This window comes from Nitrosomonas sp. Nm132, from assembly GCF_900100485.1.
In the GTDB taxonomy this organism is placed as follows: domain Bacteria; phylum Pseudomonadota; class Gammaproteobacteria; order Burkholderiales; family Nitrosomonadaceae; genus Nitrosomonas.
In genome coordinates this window covers 76,639-95,913 of sequence record NZ_FNDH01000001.1, presented here as the reverse complement: position 1 = coordinate 95,913, position 19,275 = coordinate 76,639, and the positions used below count along the sequence as shown (strand labels likewise).

Sequence of the window (19,275 nt, the reverse complement as noted above, 5' to 3'; positions counted from 1 at the left end):
GTTAAGCAAGCATGAGAGATCTTTGGTATCGCGGGTTCGTAATTGTCTCTATGTGGGTGACGGCCGGATTATCTGGCCTGGTATCTGCCCAAAATAGTGCTGTGATCGAATTTAAAAATAAGGGGGAAATGATCAGAACGCTGCGATTGGATGAGTTTGATAAGATTGCAACCGCAAGCCCTCTCAGGATTTTCGAGGCGCATGAGAAAAGGGCGCGTATTTATCAGGTTTATCCCGCCCGGCAACTTTTCGATCAAGTTTTTGGAGAAGAATGGAGAGCAGCAGAAGAGATCGTCTTTCTCTGCGAAGACAACTATCAGCCCAGCATTTCGGTGGCCAAGTTTCTTGCTTATGATGCCTATTTCGCTTTTGCCAGTGCAGATGATTCGCCGTTTATGCTGACTAACGTGCTGCAGAACGATGAAATGGTCAAACTAGGGCCGCTTTATTTGGTATGGGATAATCTGAAGTCATCTGAATTACGCGAAGAAGGGGCAGTAGACATGCCTTATCAAGTGATGGGGATCGAACTTACCTCTTTTGCGGCTCGTTTCCCCAAGCTGTTTCCACCCGTCAATGCATCTCAAGAAGTGCAACGGGGTTTTCTGCATTTTCGCAAATACTGTATCGCCTGTCATACGATCAATGGTCAGGGTGGCGGCAAGGCGCCTGAATTGAATTATCCGCTCAGCGTGACCGAGTATATCCGGCCGGAATACCTAAAGCGCTGGATGGATAATCCATCCAATATCCGCTACAACACAGCCATGCCAGCGCTTGCAGCGGAGACCCCGGCGCGGGAAAAGGTGATGGAAGAAATCATTGCTTATCTGCAAGCGATGCGCACTGTCAAGCGTGCGCCGGGCAAAGCACCCGAGTAATCCGCCAGATCTAATTGACGTACTTTATATTTTTGAGAGGAGTCATATCCAGCCATGCATGAAATCAAGACCCTCTTGCTTTTTCTGGTAACGGCAGTCGCCGAGATTGCCGGCTGCTACTTGCCCTATCTCTGGCTCAAGGAGGGGAGAAGCGTGTGGCTGCTTATTCCGGCGGCCTTCAGTCTTGCGTTATTTGCCTGGCTGCTTGCTTTACATCCCACTGCGGCGGGCCGCGTGTATGCCGCATATGGCGGCGTCTATGTTTTTGTGGCAATACTCTGGCTTTGGGGGGTGGATGGAATTAAACCTACGGCATGGGACTTGGCTGGATCCCTGGTTGCGTTAACGGGTATGGCTATTATTATGTTTGCGCCCAGAAATACATAGCTGTTTGTGTAGCCGCCCTGCTACAGTGAATAAACGCGTGCCTGCTATCACCATTCAGTCCTCATTCCAACTGACCCGTTTCCATCCCGCGCAGGATGTTCAGGGCAAGCCCTTTGGCTTCCTGGAAACTTGATCGGTGGGTGACGATAATCGTAACGACACTCTTTTTGTCCCTGGTCCGTCGACAATGCACGGCAAGGTTATAGTCGTTGTTGACAAGCGCAACATCATCCGCACGTTTAAGGGCTTGCCCTGTGATTTCAGAAGCGATAGCGGTGTATGCCCGATTCAGACAGTCTTTTTTACCATAGTTTAACGGCAACACAGCGTAAAAAAGAGAGGGTGAGGCGCTTTCTGCCTGTTTGATTGGGGTCGTGAATAGAATGGCACAAATGACCAGTAAGGATCGCATCAATGTGGCGGCTTGCATAGGCATAACATTTTCTCCAGAAAAGCACTTCCAGCTTCCTCGAGACCGGGTTGCTCTTTGTCGCAGGGCGTACTGCATCATATTATGCAATACTCCCTGCTTTCCCGGAGAGCAATTTCTGTCGGACTATGGCCTATTCGCGCGGAATGCTTGCCCCTTTACATGATCATTGTCTAACGAGGGTTTTTTTTAGCCAGGATCAGCGATTTTCTTCTCGATAGTTTGTCAGTAACCCCGCCACGATAATAATGAGCCCCATGGCAATATAAAAATTCCGGGCGACAGCTTCGTCAGCAAAACCCAGGATAAAGGGGATCGCCACCAGAACGGGGCCAACAATGCGCTCGATCCAGCCATGCAGGGTGAAAGCAAGCATCTTGAAAATGCCAAGGGAGAAATCTGAAGCCAGGGTAACCGTCAGATGAACCGCGGCCAATCCATATGCCAGCATGGCGGGTATTTGACTTAAATCTAATAGGGTGGGGGCCAGTAAGAATATGACAACTGTCAGAAAATCCAAATAGCCATGGTTGCGTGCTGAAATTATTTTCATTTGACTGCTCCTTTCATTGATGATGGGTAACAGTCCGCACTCTAATATAGCGTATTGACAGTGTCTGTTAGCCAGACAACAGTCGTTCAGGGTGAGTATCGCTGCGGCGGAGTTTAATCATGCGTATCATTGATCAATGCGGTGTCGTTGATACAAATTTGCTCGCGTGTATAGTCCAGTATCCCTCGACTTCTGAAATCATTCATGATCGTGCTGACCACGGAACGGCTGGCGCCGACTAAATCCGCCAGCTCCTGTTGCGTGAGGAAAATTTCGAGGGCATATCCATGAGTACATCGTGCTCCAAATAATTGGGCCAGTTCCAGCAGCATTGCGATAACCCGTTTCTCGACTGGCTGGGTAAGAATAGCCCTGAGCTTGCGCTCGATTTGTTGCTGACGGGTATAGATTGCCTCGAAAACGGACCATGACCACTCTGGCCAACGAGACATCAATTGCTTGAAATCCTCATGTCCGATCTGATAAAACACGACCTTTCCCAAGGCCTGTGCGCTTTCTTCCATCGATTGACTGACAGCATCCCGCTGCAGGCGGCCGATGATGTCTCCTCGCTGTAGCAGGGCAAGCGTCAGCTCGTTTCCCTGTATTGTGAGATGTGAGAGTTTAACGATACCTTCTTTAATCCAGAAGAAACCCGCGCAACGCTCTCCCTGACGATAAAGAAAATGTTTGTCAGGAATTTCGATTTCCTGAATAGAAGGGCATTCTTTCTGCCATTGCTCCAGCTTCCACTCGAGGAGCGGCTTGAGTAATCCAGCCTTTGTATTGCCCGGTTTTAACGAAGACATCGACTATTCCGGTTTCCTGCTAGCAAGTTTATCGCTTGTTTCCCCACAGTTGGGTAAGGCGTGCATCACGACCACATCTGCTACGATAGTATGAGTAGCGGACAGGATTTTTGAGGTAGTAATCCTGGTGATATTCCTCCGCTGGATAGAATGCTGTGGCAGGCAATATTTCGGTTGCGATAGGTTGATTAAAACGGCTGGAAGCGACAAGTTCTGATTTAGAGGCTTCTGCCAGCTGTTGTTGGTGACTATCACGATAAAAAATGGCGCTACGATATTGCGAGCCGTGATCACAAAACTGAGCGTCTGGTGTCAAGGGATCGATCGTCGGCCAGTAAGCGGCAAGCAAGCTGGCATAATTGGTTTTAGCCGGATCAAAATAGATCTGTACGGCTTCGATGTGACCGGTTTTGCCTTTGCTGACCTGCTCATAAGTAGGATTGGCTACTTTTCCGCCAATGTATCCCGAGATAGTGGCCACCACGCCCGGTACCTTATCAAAATCCGCTTCTGTACACCAGAAACACCCCCCTGCAAAGATTGCGATCTCCAGGGTGGTCTCTTCCGATGGGTTTCTGGATTGATAGTTAGCTCCGGCCAGAAGCTTAGGATCCGATTGCTGGCACCCAGCAAGCGCAATCACCGTCAAGAGTATCCCGCTGCCTGATCTTCGGTAAGTCATGCAGCGCAATTTCGTCCACCACGTTATCACCTTGTTATCCCCTAAGCTCAGGGAGCGCTTCTTCTTTCGGGATAAACCGGAGCGCCAAGCCATTGTTGCACCAGCGTTCGCCGTGAGGTGGCGGGCCATCATTGAAAACATGCCCCTGATGCCCGCCGCAGCGTGCGCAGTGATATTCGGTGCGAGGCCAGATCAGCATGAAATCACGTTTTGTCCCTGTGTGACCGGCAATGGGCTGGGTAAAACTAGGCCAGCCCGTACCACTCTCATATTTATGTTCGCTCTCGAATAACGGTAAATAGCAGGCAGCACAAATGTAAGTGCCATTGCGATGCTCTTTATTGAGCGGACTGCTTTCGGGGCGCTCGGTGTCTTCTTCGAATAGCACGCGATAAGCTTCCGGGGATACCAATGAACGCCACTCTTCGTGCGGCTTCTTGAGGGGGGTGACCGTAATGGGATCGATTTTGATTTTCGTGCTCCTTTGTTCTTCAGCGATTAACTCACGCGAACAGGATGATATAAAAGGCAGCGTTGCCAATGCAATGAACCCTTCCAGCAAAGTGCGTCGTTTCATAATGAATTCTCATTTTTTCAACTAAATCAGCAAAAATTTGATTATGAGTGCACAGTATAGTTCATAACAAGTGCAATCCTTTCTTTGGGCCGGCTTGCTTCAGGGCCGCTTTCTAGGGAGAAGGCGCCTTACGGGGCGCGATAGGAAATATGAATATTTTATGGCAATCACCGGCAAAGTCCAGATAACCGGTGCAAGTGGTAAGCAACCCCGCCCACAGGGCGGGGGCACGAAGAGTGAAGTGGGATTATTGACAGCCTGAGTCTGCAAAAATAACTTCCCAGTTCATGGAGTTGCCGCGTTGATTCATGACGACATTGTATTCTTGACCATCGACTAGCACGCAGGGGATCACTAATTCACCCGCAGCGAGATCAGCGCGTGCTATGGAAGGAGTAAAGGGCACATCTGGCAAGCAGGCGCTCACATCATATTTGACATAGCTGTTTTCCGCCGCGCCGGGGATTGGTAATCCTGCTGGCGCTTTAAGTGTTGCTATATAAAGGTCGTTCCCAACTAATTTTATATCAGTTGCGCCAGGCAGAGGAATTTCTAGGCCCGCTGAGCTTCCCGGACTAAAAACGCCATTACCATAAGAGCAGGATAGTTGACCATCGGATGGACTCGGCAGAATAGCCAAGCTGGAGCCCGTTGCCATAAAAACCGCATGCCCTTTGACTACGGCTATCATATCGGCATGACTCGACAGGGATAGGGCTGAGCCCATTACTGCAAAACTTAATGATAAAAACAGATTTCTCATATGCTTCCTAAAAAGTTAAAAGGTTTTGAATTCAGCTATCAAATTGCACACCTGGTGGTGTATACGTAGGATTATTTTGCGATTCCTCCTTTTTTATTTTATATAAACCTGACTTCAAACAAAGCAGCGATATCAGGGGATTACAGGCTTTTTCTCATTGTTTGAGCCGACATCATCATTCCTCACTATTGCTTTTTGTGCACTGGAAGCAGTGTCATCGAATAAATTTAGTAGGGTGGTGAGGGGGGAGGGCTACCTGGCGGCGGCGGTGGATAGCTCCCTGAAGGAGCGCGCTGGGGAGCAGATCCATCATAGCCCCCGCCACTTGGGGATCCCTCATTGATGAATCGACCTGGAGAGGGAATGCGATGACCATTCGCATACATACACTGCATATAAGCTGCATCATAGCGTTGCTGACCGATCTGGCCGGAAGATCGTGCGGCGCTGCTTCCAGTCAATCCTCCCGCTAATAATCCGCTGCCCGCACCAATGGCAGCGCCACGTCCGCCTCCAAATGCGGCGCCTGCGATGGCACCCAATGCAGTGGTAACAGCGGCACTTTCCATTCCACTCAATATGGATGCCTGCCGGGGTGTCTGACCACTGATTTGTTCGTTGGCAAATTGCCTACAGAGATAGTCGTCAGCTCTAAATTGATCAAAGGTTTTATTGGCAGCAGGTAAAACCATGACACTCGGACCCGTTGGTACGTGTACGCAGGCTGTTAGCAGAGCGAGAGGCAGCAAAATCGATAATTTGGCAATTCCAGGCATAACGAGATTTCCTTTAATGAGGTGATTAAGAAGGCTGTGGAGGAACTTTTAGCCAGCCTCCCGGGCACTTTCTGACATAAGGATAATACCCTTCTGGGTTTCGACAGTAGTACCAATAATTGGTTTTTGGCGCAGGAGCAGATCGTGAAACATGCTGTTGCTGGATATAAGCCGGTTTTCCAGGGGGGGCAATGATCATCGCAACCGGCAATACTGGCGTGGCCGCAACGACTGCAGGGAAGCCCTCCAATGGATAGTAACCTCCCAAACGGTTATAGGGGCCAAAGCCAGCGCGGCCAAAAGGAACAGGGCTACTATAAAAACCCATCCCCCCAAAAGAACTGAAGCGGCTGTAGATGCCAAAACTTCTATCAGGAGCAAAACCACCCAACCCATCATAACCAAAGCTTCCGAAAGGAGGTGCATAAGGCATAAAGGGACTAAAAGGCCCCAATCCCAGCCCCAGTCCGATACCCAGGCCGAAGCCAATATCAAATCCATGATGGTGGTGGTGATGATGATGTCCATGAGGGGGGTTCCAATTATTGTGATGATGTTCAGAGTGATGATCAGGCCCGCTATTCTGAGCCGATTGAACATTATGGATATTAATATTCTGAGTAGGGGAATCACCCTGGGCAGCGGCATGGCCTTGGGCAGACTGATCTCCCTGAACTGATCCCCCTTCCTGGGTAGATTGAGCCATTTGGGTAGATTCGCCAGTCTGTACAGGCGAGCTATCCTGAGTGGTTTCATCGTTCTGGGCAGCTTGATTTGCGGGTGCCGATTCACCATCCTGAGAGGTTTGATCAACCTGGGCGGACTCGTCGGTCTCAGTTGCTTCAGCGGAGGAACCATCCTGAGTAAGCTCGGCTTCCCCGGAGGATTGATCAAGCCCGGCAGATTCATTCTCTGGCATGGGCAGGTTATCCTGATCAGATGCGCTCATCTCGACAGCCTGCTCATCTTGAATCGACACTTCTTCTTGGGTAAATTCTTCGCTTTGAGCAGGCTCAATATCCTGGCCTGAGCCATCCTCTACCGCAAAATCGTTCGGTTGCTCAAAATCATCCGCTTGATCAAAGCCTCTACCCTGGCCAGGATCATCCATTAATTCAAAATCTTCCTGTTGATCAAAGCCACCGTCCGGGTCAAAAGCATCGCTCTGATCGAAATCTCCACCTTGGTAAGCGTCATCGCCTTGACCAAAAGCACCTTGGTCAAAATTGCCTCCAAGGTCTCCGCCCTGGTCAAAGTCACCACCATCGAAATCGCCGCCATAATCACCCCCGGAATCTCCACCCCCATCAAAATCACCTCCGGAGTCACCCCCATCAAAACCACCCCCATCCCGATCAGCAGCCCATGGTGGACCTGCCGATACCAAGCCAACCAGAGCGATGGCCATACAAATCAATTTGAGTTTCTTCATATCAATCTCTAGTTGGGTCTGATGGAGTTAACCCGAATATTTCACAAATTGGCACGTGCCCTCACTTGTCTTTTGATTAATAAGAAAGATTTTGCTCAGTCGGGTGTATGAATCACTACACCCCTCCTTCTCAAAACTTCCCTATTAATCAAAATCCTGCGTGATCATCACGTGAATTTATTAAATATTCGGGTTAAGCAAATGATTAAATTAAACAGCATGAGTGATTTTCATTGTGTCTGGTTTGCTGGCTTAGCAATCCGCATGCATGGGCTATGCAGGGCATTGATCTTATCTTATCGAGCTGATCCTGAATGAATGCTGAATGCGTTATCTTCGCTATTGAGATGGAAACAAATCTCATACCTGGAAAGCAAAGCGTGCAATTTCTAGATTGTCCGGATCATACATGCTACATTGAGTACCCGAGCATTTGTCTGAAGGACGTTTTCAATAGAGCCTCTTGTCCTAAATGACAAATTACTTTCAGTGCGACGCGTAACTTCTCGTCCATAGTTAGAAAGGAATGAGCATGAGGGCATGGTCGAAGCTATGGAATATTTTCTGCTGTTATTCAAGGAAAATAACGCTGAGGAACAAGACGAGTTGGCTATTCGTCATGGTTGGCTTAAGCGGATGTGCGGTAGGGCCGGATTACCGGCAGCCCGCACCCGCAATTCCTGATCATTGGCAAGCAGCGCAACGGGAGATCGATGAATGGCCCAGTTCAGTAGCACTGAAACCAATAGATCCAGAGACGCTCAGAAATTGGTGGAAGAGTTTCGGGGATGCCCAGCTGGACAGCCTGATGGATCGGGCTTTGTCAGATAATCTTGATGTCAAAATAGCCGTGGCGCGCATCGACCAGGCCCGTGCCGATCGCCGTGCCATTCGCGCGGAACTTTTTCCCAGTGTTGACGCAGCGGCAGGTGCTCAGCGTCAGGATAATCCCTTCCCCGGCTTGGCACCCGACATCAAATTCAATTTGTTCGAGCTGGGTTTTGATGCCTTGTGGGAAATCGATCTGTTCGGTCGTTTACGGCGCCGATTGGAGGCGGCTTCCGCCGATCTGGCTGCCGTAAAGGAGCAATACAACCAAGCCCTGGTGACGTTAACCGCCGATCTGGCGCGGAGCTATATCGAATACCGCAGCTTTCAGAATCAATTGCGCATTACCCGCGCCAACCTGGCGGCCCAACAAACCACGCAGGAGCTAACGGAGACGCTCTTCAAGGAAGGGGTCGGAACCCGCTATGACGCTGTGCGGGCGCGCGCGCAAACTGAAAATACCCGAGCTCAGATTCCTGGCTTAGAAGGAAGTTTGATTGCAGCACTTCGGCAATTGGAAGTGCTGGTAGGACAACAACCGGGAGCGCTTGTGATCGAGCTGGATGAGCCGGGCGCCGTACCGATGGCGCCCGGGCGAGCAATCCTGGTTTCACCTGCAGAGACCCTGCGTCACCGTCCTGATCTGCGCATTGCCGAGCGCCGGCTCGCTGCTGCCACGGCCATGCAGGGGGCCGCGATCGCAGAGCTCTTTCCACGGCTATCGCTGTCAGCCTTTCTGGGTTTGCGCAATACGGAGCTCGATGCGTTGTTCAGATCGGCCGCTTTTTCCTATGGCGCTTCTGCTAGTCTTTTGCAGCCATTGATCAATTTCGGCCGCATTCGGGCTGGAATCGATCTGGCAGATGCGCGGCAACAGGAAGCTTATCTGGCATTTGAAAAAACCGTGCTGGAAGCGCTGCAGGAAATGGAGACTGCCATGACGCGCTATCTCAAGGAAGAAGCGCGGCGACAGGCATTGGCGCGCGCTGTGACGGATTTGCGCGAAGCGGTCCGGCTATCACAGCTGCGTTTTCAGGTAGGCACCATATCATTTCTGGATGTGCTGGACACTCAGCGCACGCTTTACGCTGCCGAGATCGAGCTGGCTCGTTCCGAAGAGAAGGCTTCTATTGATCTGATCGCAGTCTATAAAGCGCTGGGCGGCGGTGCGGATGTTGTCGTGCCACAAGCGGAAACCACTTCGGAGGGGCTATGAGTAAACAGATCAAAGCGGCGCTGATGGTTGTTTTTGCTGTCATCGTGGTAGTTACGGCATGGTGGGTGCTTCGCCCTGCTGGCCTGCCTGCCGGGATTGCCGCAGGTAACGGCCGTATCGAGGCAACTGAAATCGACATTGCCACCAAGACCGCCGGTCGTATCGTCGAGATTCTGGCAAGGGAAGGTGATTTTGTACAGGCCAACACGATACTTGCACGTATGGATACACAAGTACTGCTCGCTCAGCAGGCTGAAGCAGAAGCGCAAGTTCGTCGCGCCGAGTATGCCTATCAAACGGCGCAAGTCATCGTGATACAGCGTGAAAGTGAACGAGCCGCTGCGCAGGCGGTGGTCGCCCAGCGCCATGCCGAGCTTGATGCCGCGCGCAAACGCCTGAGGCGCACGCAAACACTTGCGGGTGAAGGCGCTGCGGCCAAACAGGAACTGGATGATGATCGTGCCCGGGTACTGAGTGCACAGGCTGCTGTCAGAGCGGCGCAAGCCCAGGTTGCCGCGACAAACGCAGGGATCGAAGCAGCAAAATCGCAAGTGGTGGAATCGCAATCGGTCATTGCCGCCACCCAAGCGACGGTGACGCGCCTGCAGGCAGATATCGACGACAGTGAATTGAAGGCGCCACGTGATGGCCGCGTACAGTATCGCGTTGCTGAACCCGGTGAGGTACTGGATGCCGGCGGGCGGGTGCTGAATATGGTCGATCTTGCTGATGTTTATATGACTTTCTTTTTGCCTACTGAGGCTGCAGGCAAAGTAGCGCTCGGCAGCGACATCCGCCTCGTGCTGGATGCCGCGCCTAACTATGTGATTCCGGCGAAAGCCAGTTTTGTTGCCAGCGTCGCCCAGTTTACCCCGAAAACAGTGGAGACCGAGAGTGAACGCCTGAAACTGATGTTCCGCGTGCGTGCGAGAATCGATCCCGCACTGCTGAAACAGCATCTCGAAAAGATCAAGACCGGTGTGCCCGGCATGGCTTACGTCAAGCTTGATCCTGCGCTTGCCTGGCCTGCAGAACTTGAGGTCAGGTTGCCGCAATGAGTACCGGTGTTCTAGATATGGCAGCAGCGCCAGTGATTCGCGTGCAGGATGTCAGTCTAAGCTATGGCAATAACCTTGCCCTCGATAGTCTCAATCTGGAGATTCCTGCCAACCACATGGTGGGCCTGATCGGCCCCGACGGGGTAGGTAAATCCAGCCTGATGTCATTGCTGACCGGTGCTAGGGCGATACAGCAAGGCCAGATCGAAGTGTTGGGCGGTGACATTAGTGATGCTGCGCATCGTCGCACGGTGTGTCCACGCATTGCTTACATGCCACAGGGATTGGGCAAGAATCTCTATCACACCTTGTCGGTATTCGAGAACATCGATTTCTTCGGCCGTTTATTTGGTCATGAACAGGTCGAACGCCAGCAGCGTATTGATGAGCTGCTCGAAAATACCGGTCTTGCACCGTTCCGGGACCGGCCAGCAGGCAAGCTATCAGGCGGCATGAAACAGAAGCTGGGTTTGTGTTGCGCACTGATTCACGATCCTGACCTGCTGGTGCTGGATGAGCCGACCACCGGAGTTGATCCGCTGTCGCGCGCCCAGTTCTGGGAATTGATCGAGCGATTGCGCAGGCGCCATAAAGGTATGAGCGTGCTCGTCTCCACTGCCTACATGGATGAGGCGGAGCGCTTCGACTGGCTGGTGGCGATGGATGTGGGCAAGATCCTCGCCACCGGCACTGCGCTGGAACTGCGTGCACGCACCGGCGTTGACACGCTGGAGGCAGCGTTCATCCAGCTGCTACCGGAGGAAAAACGCAAGGAACACAAGGCCGTGGTGATTCCGCCGCGAGACATTGAGGGTGTCCAGGAAATCGCCATCGAAGCGCATGATTTGACCATGCGTTTCGGTGATTTTGTTGCGGTCGATCGGGTCAATCTGCATATCGCGCGCGGTGAGATCTTCGGTTTTCTCGGCTCCAACGGTTGTGGCAAATCAACCACGATGAAGATGCTAACCGGCTTGCTGTCCCCGAGTGAAGGCGAAGCGCGGCTGTTCGGTCAGGTTCTTGACGCTGCTAACCTGGCGACGCGGAAGCGTGTAGGCTATATGTCGCAAGCGTTCTCGCTGTATTCTGAATTGACCGTGCGGCAAAACCTGGAGCTGCATGCAAAGCTGTTTCACTTGCCCGATACCGATATTCCTGCACGTGTTGCCGAGATGGCTGAGCGTTTCGTGCTCGGTGCAGTCATGGACAGGCTTCCTGACGCTATGCCGCTCGGCATGCGCCAGCGCCTGTCTCTGGCGGTGGCGGTCATTCACAGGCCGGACCTGCTGATCCTCGATGAGCCAACCTCCGGTGTCGACCCGGTAGCGCGCGACATGTTCTGGCAGCTCATCATCAATCTTGCCCGTCGCGACCAGGTCACCATTTTCATTTCTACCCACTTCATGAATGAAGCCGAGCGCTGCGACCGCATCTCGCTGATGCACGCCGGCAAGGTGCTTGCCAGCGACACCCCCGCCGCGCTGATCAAGCGCAGTGGCTATGTCACATTGGAAGAAGCCTTTATCGATTACCTGAAGGAAGCGAGTGGGTGCGAGGACGAACCAGTGAGCGGGCCACTCACACCCGCCGCTGGCACCGCTGCTCCGGCGCATGGTCATGCCGCCAGAATCAGCACTCGCTTCAGTCTGTTGCGACTGTTCAGTTACACCCGGCGCGAGTCGCTCGAACTGCGCCGTGACCCGATTCGCGGCTCGATTGCGCTGCTCGGCACGGTGTTACTGCTGTTCATCATGGGCTATGGCATCAGCTTGGATGTGGAGAATCTGCGCTTTGCCGTGCTCGATCGTGATCAGACTACGCTCAGTCAGAACTATGCACTTAACCTGGGCGGTTCACGTTACTTCATCGCACAGCCGCCCATTGCTGATTATGACGAGCTTGACTGGCGCATGCGCAGCGGAGAGCTGAGCCTGGCACTGGAGATTCCACCGAATTTTGCGCGCGATCTGGCACGTGGAGATAACGTCAGGATTGGCGCCTGGATCGACGGCGCGATGCCAAGCCGCGCCGAGAACGTGCGCGGCTATGTGCAGGCCATGCACCAGGGTTGGTTGATGGAACAGGCGCGCCGTCATGCCGCAGGTCATGTGCTTGCCGGATGGGTGACGATCGAGACGCGCTTTCGTTATAACCCCGACGTCAAGAGCCTGCCGGCCATCGTGCCCGCAGTGATCCCAGAGCTGCTGATGCTGATTCTGACCATGCTCAGCGCGTTGAGCGTGGTGCGCGAGAAGGAGCTCGGATCCATCCTCAATCTGTATGTTACACCGGTGACCAAACTGGAATTTCTCCTCGGCAAGCAACTGCCCTACATCGCCTTGGGGATGGTCAACTTTTTTTTGCTATGTGCGCTGGCCGTGCTTGTGTTCGGCGTGCCCCTCAAAGGTGATTTCCTGCTGCTGACCTCGGCTGCGCTGCTCTACGTTACGTCCGCCACCGGCCTGGGATTGCTGATCTCGGCCTTCACCCGCAGCCAGATTGCCGCCATCTTTGCCACGGCGCTCGGTACCATGATTCCGGCCTCTCAGTTTTCCGGCATGATTGATCCGGTATCCTCGTTGGAGGGTGGGGCGCGCTTCATCGGCGAGATTTATCCTACCACTCATTTCCTGACCATCAGCCGCGGCACTTTCTCCAAGGCATTGGGTTTCGCTGATCTTAGCCCCTCGCTGCTGCCCCTCGCCATCTCCATTCCCGTGCTCCTGGGCCTGAGCATCGCGTTGCTGAAGAAACAGGAGCGTTAGCCTTGCACACACTGCTTAACATCTTCCATCTCGGGATCAAGGAATTGCGCAGTTTGGGGCGTGATACGCTGATGTTGATGCTGATCCTGTTCGCCTTCACCGGCCAAGTGTATCTGGCTGCGACCGGTCTTCCCAGCTCGTTGAATAAGGTACCCATCGCCGTCGTCGACGAAGATCGCTCGCAATTGTCGACCCGCATCTTCAATGCTTTTTATCCGCCCTATTTCCTGGCGCCGGTGATCATCGATCAGTACGCCACCGATCCGGGCTTGGATGTGGGTCTGTATACTTTCGTGCTCGATATTCCATCTGATTTTCAGCGCGACGTGCTGGCCGGGCGCCGACCGACGGTCCAGCTCAACATCGACGCCACGCGCATGTCGCAAGCTTTCATCGGCAACAGCTATATCCAGAACATTATTACTGGCGAGGTCGCGGACTTCGTTCAGGGCCATCGCGCGATTATCACGCTGCCCGCGGAGCTCGAAGTACGTGTGCGCTTCAATCCCAATTTGGATCCAATGTGGTTCGGTGCGGTTATGCAGGTGATCAACAGCGTTACCATGCTGTCCATCATTCTCACTGGCGCGGCCCTGATTCGCGAGCGCGAGCACGGCACCATCGAGCACTTGCTGGTGATGCCGCTGGTTCCGTTCGAAATTATGATGGCCAAGGTCTGGGCTATGGGGCTGGTCGTGGTGGTCGTGGCGACAGCATCGATAGTCTTTGTGGTACAGGATCTGCTTGAGGTGCCGATCGAAGGTTCGATCGGACTGTTCGTTGGCGGAATGATGCTGCATCTTTTCGCCACTACTTCGATGGGCATTTTTCTCGGTACGGTGGCACGCTCGATGCCGCAAATGGGCCTGTTGATGATCATCTCTCTGCTGCCGCTGCAGATGCTATCCGGCAGCATAACGCCGCGCGAGAGCATGCCAGAACTGGTGCAGAATATCATGTTGATGGCGCCGACCACCCATTTCGTTTCGCTCGCCCAGGCGATTCTCTACCGTGGAGCGGATTTCAGGATCGTCTGGCCAGAGTTTCTCGCGCTGATTGCAATCGGTAGCATTTTTTTCTTGCTGGCGCTGGCCCGCTTCCGTAAGGTCATCAGCTCAATGGCATGATCGGTGCTGATCACCGTGATAGCCAAAAAATCTAATCTCGCTGGCTAATTGAGTGATGGAGGTTGAACCAGTTTTTGAGTACGCTCTCAAACAGAGTGAGGGTGCTGAAGATTCATCACAAGGAGGTTATATGAATGCACAGAACGGTCGCCATGAGCACAAGTCAGGTGAAACCCCGATGCAATCCATCCTGTCTGCTGATAGCGAAGCGATCTACACCTGTCCCATGCACCCCGAGATCCGGCAAAAAGCGCCGGGAAGCTGCCCGATCTGCGGCATGGCGCTGGAACCAGTCACAATGACGGGAGAAGAAGGTGAAAACCCGGAACTGACCGATATGCGTAAAAGGTTCTGGGTCGGTTTGACGCTAACCCTGCCCGTTTTCATCCTGGAAATGGGCGCGCATTTTATCGATCGGCATCATGCCATTAACGGTTCGTTATCCAATTGGATACAACTGGTGCTGGCGACCCCCGTGGTGCTTTGGGCTGGAGAGCCCTTCTTTGCGCGCGGCTGGAGTTCGTTGCAAACGCGCAAACTGAATATGTTCACCCTGATTGCCATGAGCACAGGGGTGGCCTGGTTATACAGTATGGTGGCGACACTGGCACCCGGTATTTTCCCTGATGCCTTTCGACAGGCGGACGGAGCCGTGGCCGTTTATTTTGAGGCGGCTGCTGTGATTACAGTGCTGGTCTTGCTGGGACAGGTGCTGGAACTCAAGGCACGCGAGCAGACCGGCGGCGCAATCCGTGCCCTACTTGATCTGGCGCCCAAAACGGCCCGGCGGATTAGCCCGGACGGAGAAGAAGATGTCCCCCTGGAACACATCCATGTGGGTGATCTGCTACGGGTCCGGCCTGGCGAAAAGGTCCCTTTGGACGGCGTCGTCACCGAAGGACGTAGCGCAGTGGATGAATCGATGGTGACGGGCGAATCCATGCCGGTAAAGAAGGAACCGAATAACAAGGTGATCGGCGGCACGATGAATCAGACCGGCAGTTTTGTGATGCAAGCCGAGCACGTGGGTAAGGATACGATGCTCGCGCAAATTGTTCACATGGTGGCCGAAGCGCAGCGCAGCCGCGCCCCGATCCAAAGGCTGGCCGATGTCGTTTCTTCCTGGTTTGTGCCTGCGGTGATTTTCATTGCGCTGCTGGCTTTTATGCTCTGGGCGGTATACGGGCCTGCGCCTGCCTTCAGCTATGCGCTCATTGCCGCGGTCAGCGTGCTGATTATCGCTTGTCCCTGCGCGTTGGGACTGGCCACGCCCATGTCGATCATGGTCGGTGTCGGCAAGGGCGCTCAAGTGGGGGTGCTCATTAAAAATGCCGAGGCGCTGGAACGGATGGAAAAGGTCGATACGCTGGTGATTGATAAAACCGGCACGCTGACCGAAGGCAAACCGACAGTAACCAGGATTGTTGCCACAGTAGGATTCACTGAAGACGCGCTGCTGGCGCTGGCTGCTTCACTGGAGCAGGGCAGCGAGCACCCGCTGGCGCATGCCATTGTCACCGCAGCGAAAGAAAAAGCGCTCGAGCTATCTTCAGCAGATGAGTTTGACTCACCGACCGGTAAAGGCGTGATCGGAAAAGTAAAAGGGCAGCAGGTTGTCCTTGGAAATATCTTGCTGATGGAAGAACACGCCATCAATATGTCGTCACTCACGATAGAAGCCGATGCCTTGCGTGCGGAGGGGGCGACCGTCATCTTTATTGCCGTGAACGGTCATCCTGCCGGACTTTTGGCGATAGTCGACCCAATCAAGGCGACCACAGCGGCGGCGATCCAGGCGCTGCAGCAACAGGGGTTACATATTTTGATGTTGACTGGCGATAACCGCCGCACCGCTGAGGCGGTGGCCAAAAAACTGGCGATTACAGAAGTCGAAGCGGAAGTTCTTCCTGAAGACAAAGGCAAAATTGTCAAAAAGCTGCGTGAAGCAGGACGCATTGTCGCTATGGCTGGCGACGGCACCAACGATGCACCGGCGCTGGCAGCGGCCGATGTGGGTATTGCCATGGGGACGGGCACTGATGTGGCCATGGAAAGCGCGGGGATCACACTGCTCAAAGGCGACCTCACCGGTATCGTTCGCGCCCGCAAACTGTCCATGGCAACCATGCGCAATATCCGGCAAAACTTGTTCTTCGCGTTTGTTTACAACGCTGCCGGGGTGCCCGTGGCGGCAGGGATGCTCTACCCGTTGTTCGGCATGCTGCTTTCTCCGATTATCGCCGCTGCCGCGATGTCACTCTCTTCGTTGAGTGTCATTGGGAATGCCTTGAGATTGCGGCTCACGACGCTGAAGTGACCGGCTGATCACGATGGGGTGCCATTGAGATGAGCCGTACGCGCATAACAATGTTATCGTTATAGAAAGGAGCACGAAGAGCATATGAAGATGCCCCGCTTAATGCTGCATTACTTGCAGCACTTGCCCGCTGAATTGTTGCCACTGGTCGAGCAAGTCGCAGACTTGGCGACGGACTTGCGCTGGACCTGGAGTCATGCGGGTGATGCGCTATGGAAAATGATGGACCCGCAATTATGGGAGCAAAGTGAGAATCCATTTGTGGTGTTGCAAAATTTGTCTCATGAACGGCTGGAAGAACTAAATCGAAGCACGCAGTTTAAACAACAGCTCGATCGTTTGACCGAGGCGCGGAATAATTACTGCGAGTGCTGTGGCTGGTTCGGGGATGTGCACGCTGAGGCCAAACTCAAGGGAATCGCCTATTTCAGTATGGAATTCGGTTTGGGTGAGGCTTTACCATTGTACGCGGGGGGTCTGGGTGTATTGGCGGGCGATTACCTCAAGGCTGCCAGTGATCTGGCCGTGCCCGTGACTGCGATCGGTCTGCTGTATCAGGAAGGTTATTTTCGCCAGGTATTGGATGGCAACGGTTGGCAGCAAGAGATTTATCCTTATAACGATTCCAGCACGCTGCCGCTACGTCCCGTGTTGACCCATAATGGCACCTGGTTATCCATACCCATCGAGTTACCCGGGCGCACGGTGCGCTTGCATGTCTGGGAAGCGCAAGTGGGGCGGGTGAGTTTGTATTTACTCGATAGCAACAATCCTCTGAACAGTGCGCTTGATCGGGGCATTACCAGCAAACTCTATGGTGGCGGAGAGGAAATCCGGTTGGTGCAGGAGATCGTTCTGGGAATAGGGGGATGGCGGTTAATTGAAGCATTGGGTCTGGCAATCGACATCTGTCATTTGAATGAAGGCCATGCCGCTTTCGTTACGCTGGAGCGCGCCCGATGCTTTCGGGAAAAGCGGCAGGTGGATTTCTGGGAAGCGCTTTGGGCGACCCGGCCGGGCAACATCTTCACCACCCATACCCCGGTAGCAGCCGGTTTTGATACCTTTCCACGGGAATTGCTCGCAAAATACGGCTTGATTTACGCCAAAGATCTCGGTGTGGCGCCAGACGAATTAGTGGCGCTGGGCCGCCGTAATGGGCATGATGACAATGAGTCCTTCAATATGGCTTATCTGGCGGCACGAACATGCGGCATGATGAATGGCGTGAGCCGTCTGCATGGCAAAGTCAGTCAAGGTATTTTCCAGGATTTATACCCCCACTGGCCTGAGTGTGAAGTACCGGTCAGCTATGTAACCAATGGCGTGCATGTGCCATCGTGGGATTCTCCCTGGGCTGACGAGATTTGGACGCATTCTTGTGGCAAGGATCGCTGGCTTGGTACGGCAGAAACGCTTGCCGCGGAAATTAACAAATTGGATGACGCTACGCTCTGGACCCTCTGTGGTCAGGAGCGTGCTGACCTGGTGCGCCACGCGCGACAACGGCTTCGCTTGCAATTGGGTCAAAGGGGCGCAGAGACGGAGATCATTAATCAGGCTGACCGGATTCTGGATCCCAATGTGTTAACCCTCGGATTTGCGCGGCGCTTCACCGCTTACAAGCGTCCCAACCTGTTGCTGCATGATGTTGAACGCCTGATTCGGCTCCTCTCCCATCCGGAACGGCCGGTGCAACTCGTTGTCGCCGGCAAGGCCCACCCCGCCGACCATGAGGGAAAACACTTTATTCAGCAATGGGCGCAGTTTGCTGCGCAGCCTGTGATTCGTAACCATGTCGTATTTCTCGAAGATTACGACATTGCCCTGGCGCAGGAGCTAGTGCAAGGCGTGGATGTATGGATCAACACGCCACGCCGACCGTGGGAAGCCAGTGGCACCAGCGGCATGAAAATTCTGGTGAACGGCGGATTGAATCTTTCGGAACTGGATGGCTGGTGGGCGGAAGCCTACACCCCGGAAGTTGGCTGGGCGATAGGGGATGGCAAGGAACATAGCGAGCCCGGTTGGGATGGCGTGGAAGCCGAACAACTCTATCATCTTCTGGAGGAAGAGATTGTGCCGATGTTCTATGATCGCGACGCAAGAGGTATCCCCAGAGCCTGGGTCGCCCGCATGCGCGCCAGTATGGCCCGTCTCGCCCCGCAGTTCAGCAGCAATCGCATGGCGCGCGAATATGTCGAAAAGCTGTATCTTCCCGCCGCCATGACCTTTCAACAGCGAACCGCCCAGGGAAGCGTTGTGGCCAAAGAACTACGCCTATGGGATGAACGGTTAAGGCGAAACTGGCATCAAGTGCATTGGGGCAATCTGACTGTGTCCGCAGAAAAAGAGGGCTGGGTATTTGAAGTACAGATTTATCTGGGGGAGATTTTGCCCGAGTCTGTGCAGATCCAGCTTTATGCAGAGTCGGCAGGTGAGGGCGTGCCTGTTTGCGAGGCGATGCAGCGCCATGCCAGTATTCCAGGGGCTTTAAATGGCTATCTTTATAGAAGTCATTTACGTGTCACGCGCCCTCACACCGATTTCACGCCACGCTGTGTAGCATACCATGCAGATGCCTGCATCCCCATTGAGAACAACCTGATCCAGTGGTGGTCAGGCACGGCAACATTGTCCAGGAATTCACCCTGATCGCGCGATCCCAGAGGCT

The 19,275-nt window shown here is 53.5% G+C and carries 16 protein-coding genes; 8 read left to right on the top strand and 8 right to left on the bottom strand.

What is annotated here, in order from left to right; genetic code table 11:
• Positions 1–11 precede the first annotated feature (11 nt).
• The gene (locus BLP80_RS00370) at positions 12–881 is read left to right on the top strand and encodes a c-type cytochrome (protein ID WP_143002198.1); all 870 of its coding nucleotides are present in this window, start codon (positions 12–14) and stop codon (positions 879–881) included.
• 54 nt (positions 882–935) lie between these two features.
• Positions 936–1,268: a YnfA family protein gene (locus BLP80_RS00365; RefSeq protein ID WP_090539004.1), complete on the top strand. Its 333-nt coding sequence runs from the start codon at positions 936–938 to the stop codon at positions 1,266–1,268.
• A gap of 61 nt (positions 1,269–1,329) precedes the next feature.
• Here the strand turns inward: BLP80_RS00365 and BLP80_RS00360 are convergent, their stop codons facing one another.
• The 8 genes from BLP80_RS00360 to BLP80_RS00325 form a co-directional block, all read right to left on the bottom strand.
• A complete protein-coding gene (locus BLP80_RS00360) occupies positions 1,330–1,704 on the bottom strand; it encodes a hypothetical protein (RefSeq protein WP_090539003.1) in 375 nt (124 codons plus the stop codon).
• 193 nt (positions 1,705–1,897) lie between these two features.
• Positions 1,898–2,251: a hypothetical protein gene (locus tag BLP80_RS00355; protein ID WP_090539000.1), complete on the bottom strand. Its 354-nt coding sequence runs from the start codon at positions 2,249–2,251 to the stop codon at positions 1,898–1,900.
• Positions 2,252–2,364: 113 nt separating this feature from the next.
• Complete coding sequence (locus tag BLP80_RS00350) at positions 2,365–3,060, bottom strand: Crp/Fnr family transcriptional regulator (protein ID WP_090538998.1); 696 nt, start codon at positions 3,058–3,060, stop codon at positions 2,365–2,367.
• A gap of 28 nt (positions 3,061–3,088) precedes the next feature.
• Positions 3,089–3,742 (bottom strand): peptide-methionine (S)-S-oxide reductase MsrA, encoded by a 654-nt coding sequence (gene msrA, locus BLP80_RS00345; RefSeq protein WP_090538996.1) that lies wholly within the window; start codon positions 3,740–3,742, stop codon positions 3,089–3,091.
• A gap of 34 nt (positions 3,743–3,776) precedes the next feature.
• Positions 3,777–4,319 carry a peptide-methionine (R)-S-oxide reductase MsrB gene (gene msrB, locus BLP80_RS00340; protein ID WP_090538994.1) on the bottom strand — a complete coding sequence of 181 codons (543 nt, stop codon included), beginning with the start codon at positions 4,317–4,319 and terminating at the stop codon, positions 3,777–3,779.
• Between the two features lie 247 nt (positions 4,320–4,566).
• Positions 4,567–5,082 carry a hypothetical protein gene (locus BLP80_RS00335; protein ID WP_090538992.1) on the bottom strand — a complete coding sequence of 172 codons (516 nt, stop codon included), beginning with the start codon at positions 5,080–5,082 and terminating at the stop codon, positions 4,567–4,569.
• Between the two features lie 227 nt (positions 5,083–5,309).
• Positions 5,310–5,858, bottom strand: a complete 549-nt coding sequence (locus BLP80_RS00330; RefSeq protein WP_090538990.1) for a YMGG-like glycine zipper-containing protein — start codon at positions 5,856–5,858, stop codon at positions 5,310–5,312.
• A 25-nt stretch (positions 5,859–5,883) separates the two neighbouring features.
• Positions 5,884–7,290, bottom strand: a complete 1,407-nt coding sequence (locus BLP80_RS00325; RefSeq protein ID WP_090538988.1) for a midas domain-containing protein — start codon at positions 7,288–7,290, stop codon at positions 5,884–5,886.
• 532 nt (positions 7,291–7,822) lie between these two features.
• Between BLP80_RS00325 and BLP80_RS00320 the strand changes: the two genes are divergently transcribed.
• From BLP80_RS00320 to glgP, 6 genes are all read left to right on the top strand, one after another.
• The gene (locus tag BLP80_RS00320; RefSeq protein ID WP_090538986.1) at positions 7,823–9,334 is read left to right on the top strand and encodes an efflux transporter outer membrane subunit; all 1,512 of its coding nucleotides are present in this window, start codon (positions 7,823–7,825) and stop codon (positions 9,332–9,334) included.
• On the top strand, positions 9,331–10,392 hold the full coding sequence (locus BLP80_RS00315) for an HlyD family secretion protein (protein WP_090538984.1): 1,062 nt from the start codon (positions 9,331–9,333) through the stop codon (positions 10,390–10,392). The genes BLP80_RS00320 and BLP80_RS00315 overlap by 4 nt, the downstream gene beginning before the upstream one ends.
• Positions 10,389–13,157 carry a ribosome-associated ATPase/putative transporter RbbA gene (rbbA, locus tag BLP80_RS00310; protein WP_090538982.1) on the top strand — a complete coding sequence of 923 codons (2,769 nt, stop codon included), beginning with the start codon at positions 10,389–10,391 and terminating at the stop codon, positions 13,155–13,157. The genes BLP80_RS00315 and rbbA overlap by 4 nt, the downstream gene beginning before the upstream one ends.
• A 2-nt stretch (positions 13,158–13,159) precedes the next feature.
• The gene (locus tag BLP80_RS00305; RefSeq protein ID WP_090538980.1) at positions 13,160–14,284 is read left to right on the top strand and encodes an ABC transporter permease; all 1,125 of its coding nucleotides are present in this window, start codon (positions 13,160–13,162) and stop codon (positions 14,282–14,284) included.
• Positions 14,285–14,414: 130 nt separating this feature from the next.
• Positions 14,415–16,601, top strand: coding sequence for a copper-transporting P-type ATPase (locus tag BLP80_RS00300; protein ID WP_090539216.1), 2,187 nt, complete (start codon positions 14,415–14,417; stop codon positions 16,599–16,601).
• Positions 16,602–16,691: 90 nt separating this feature from the next.
• Positions 16,692–19,256, top strand: coding sequence for an alpha-glucan family phosphorylase (gene glgP / locus BLP80_RS00295; RefSeq protein ID WP_256324891.1), 2,565 nt, complete (start codon positions 16,692–16,694; stop codon positions 19,254–19,256).
• The last annotated feature ends 19 nt before the right edge of the window (positions 19,257–19,275 follow it).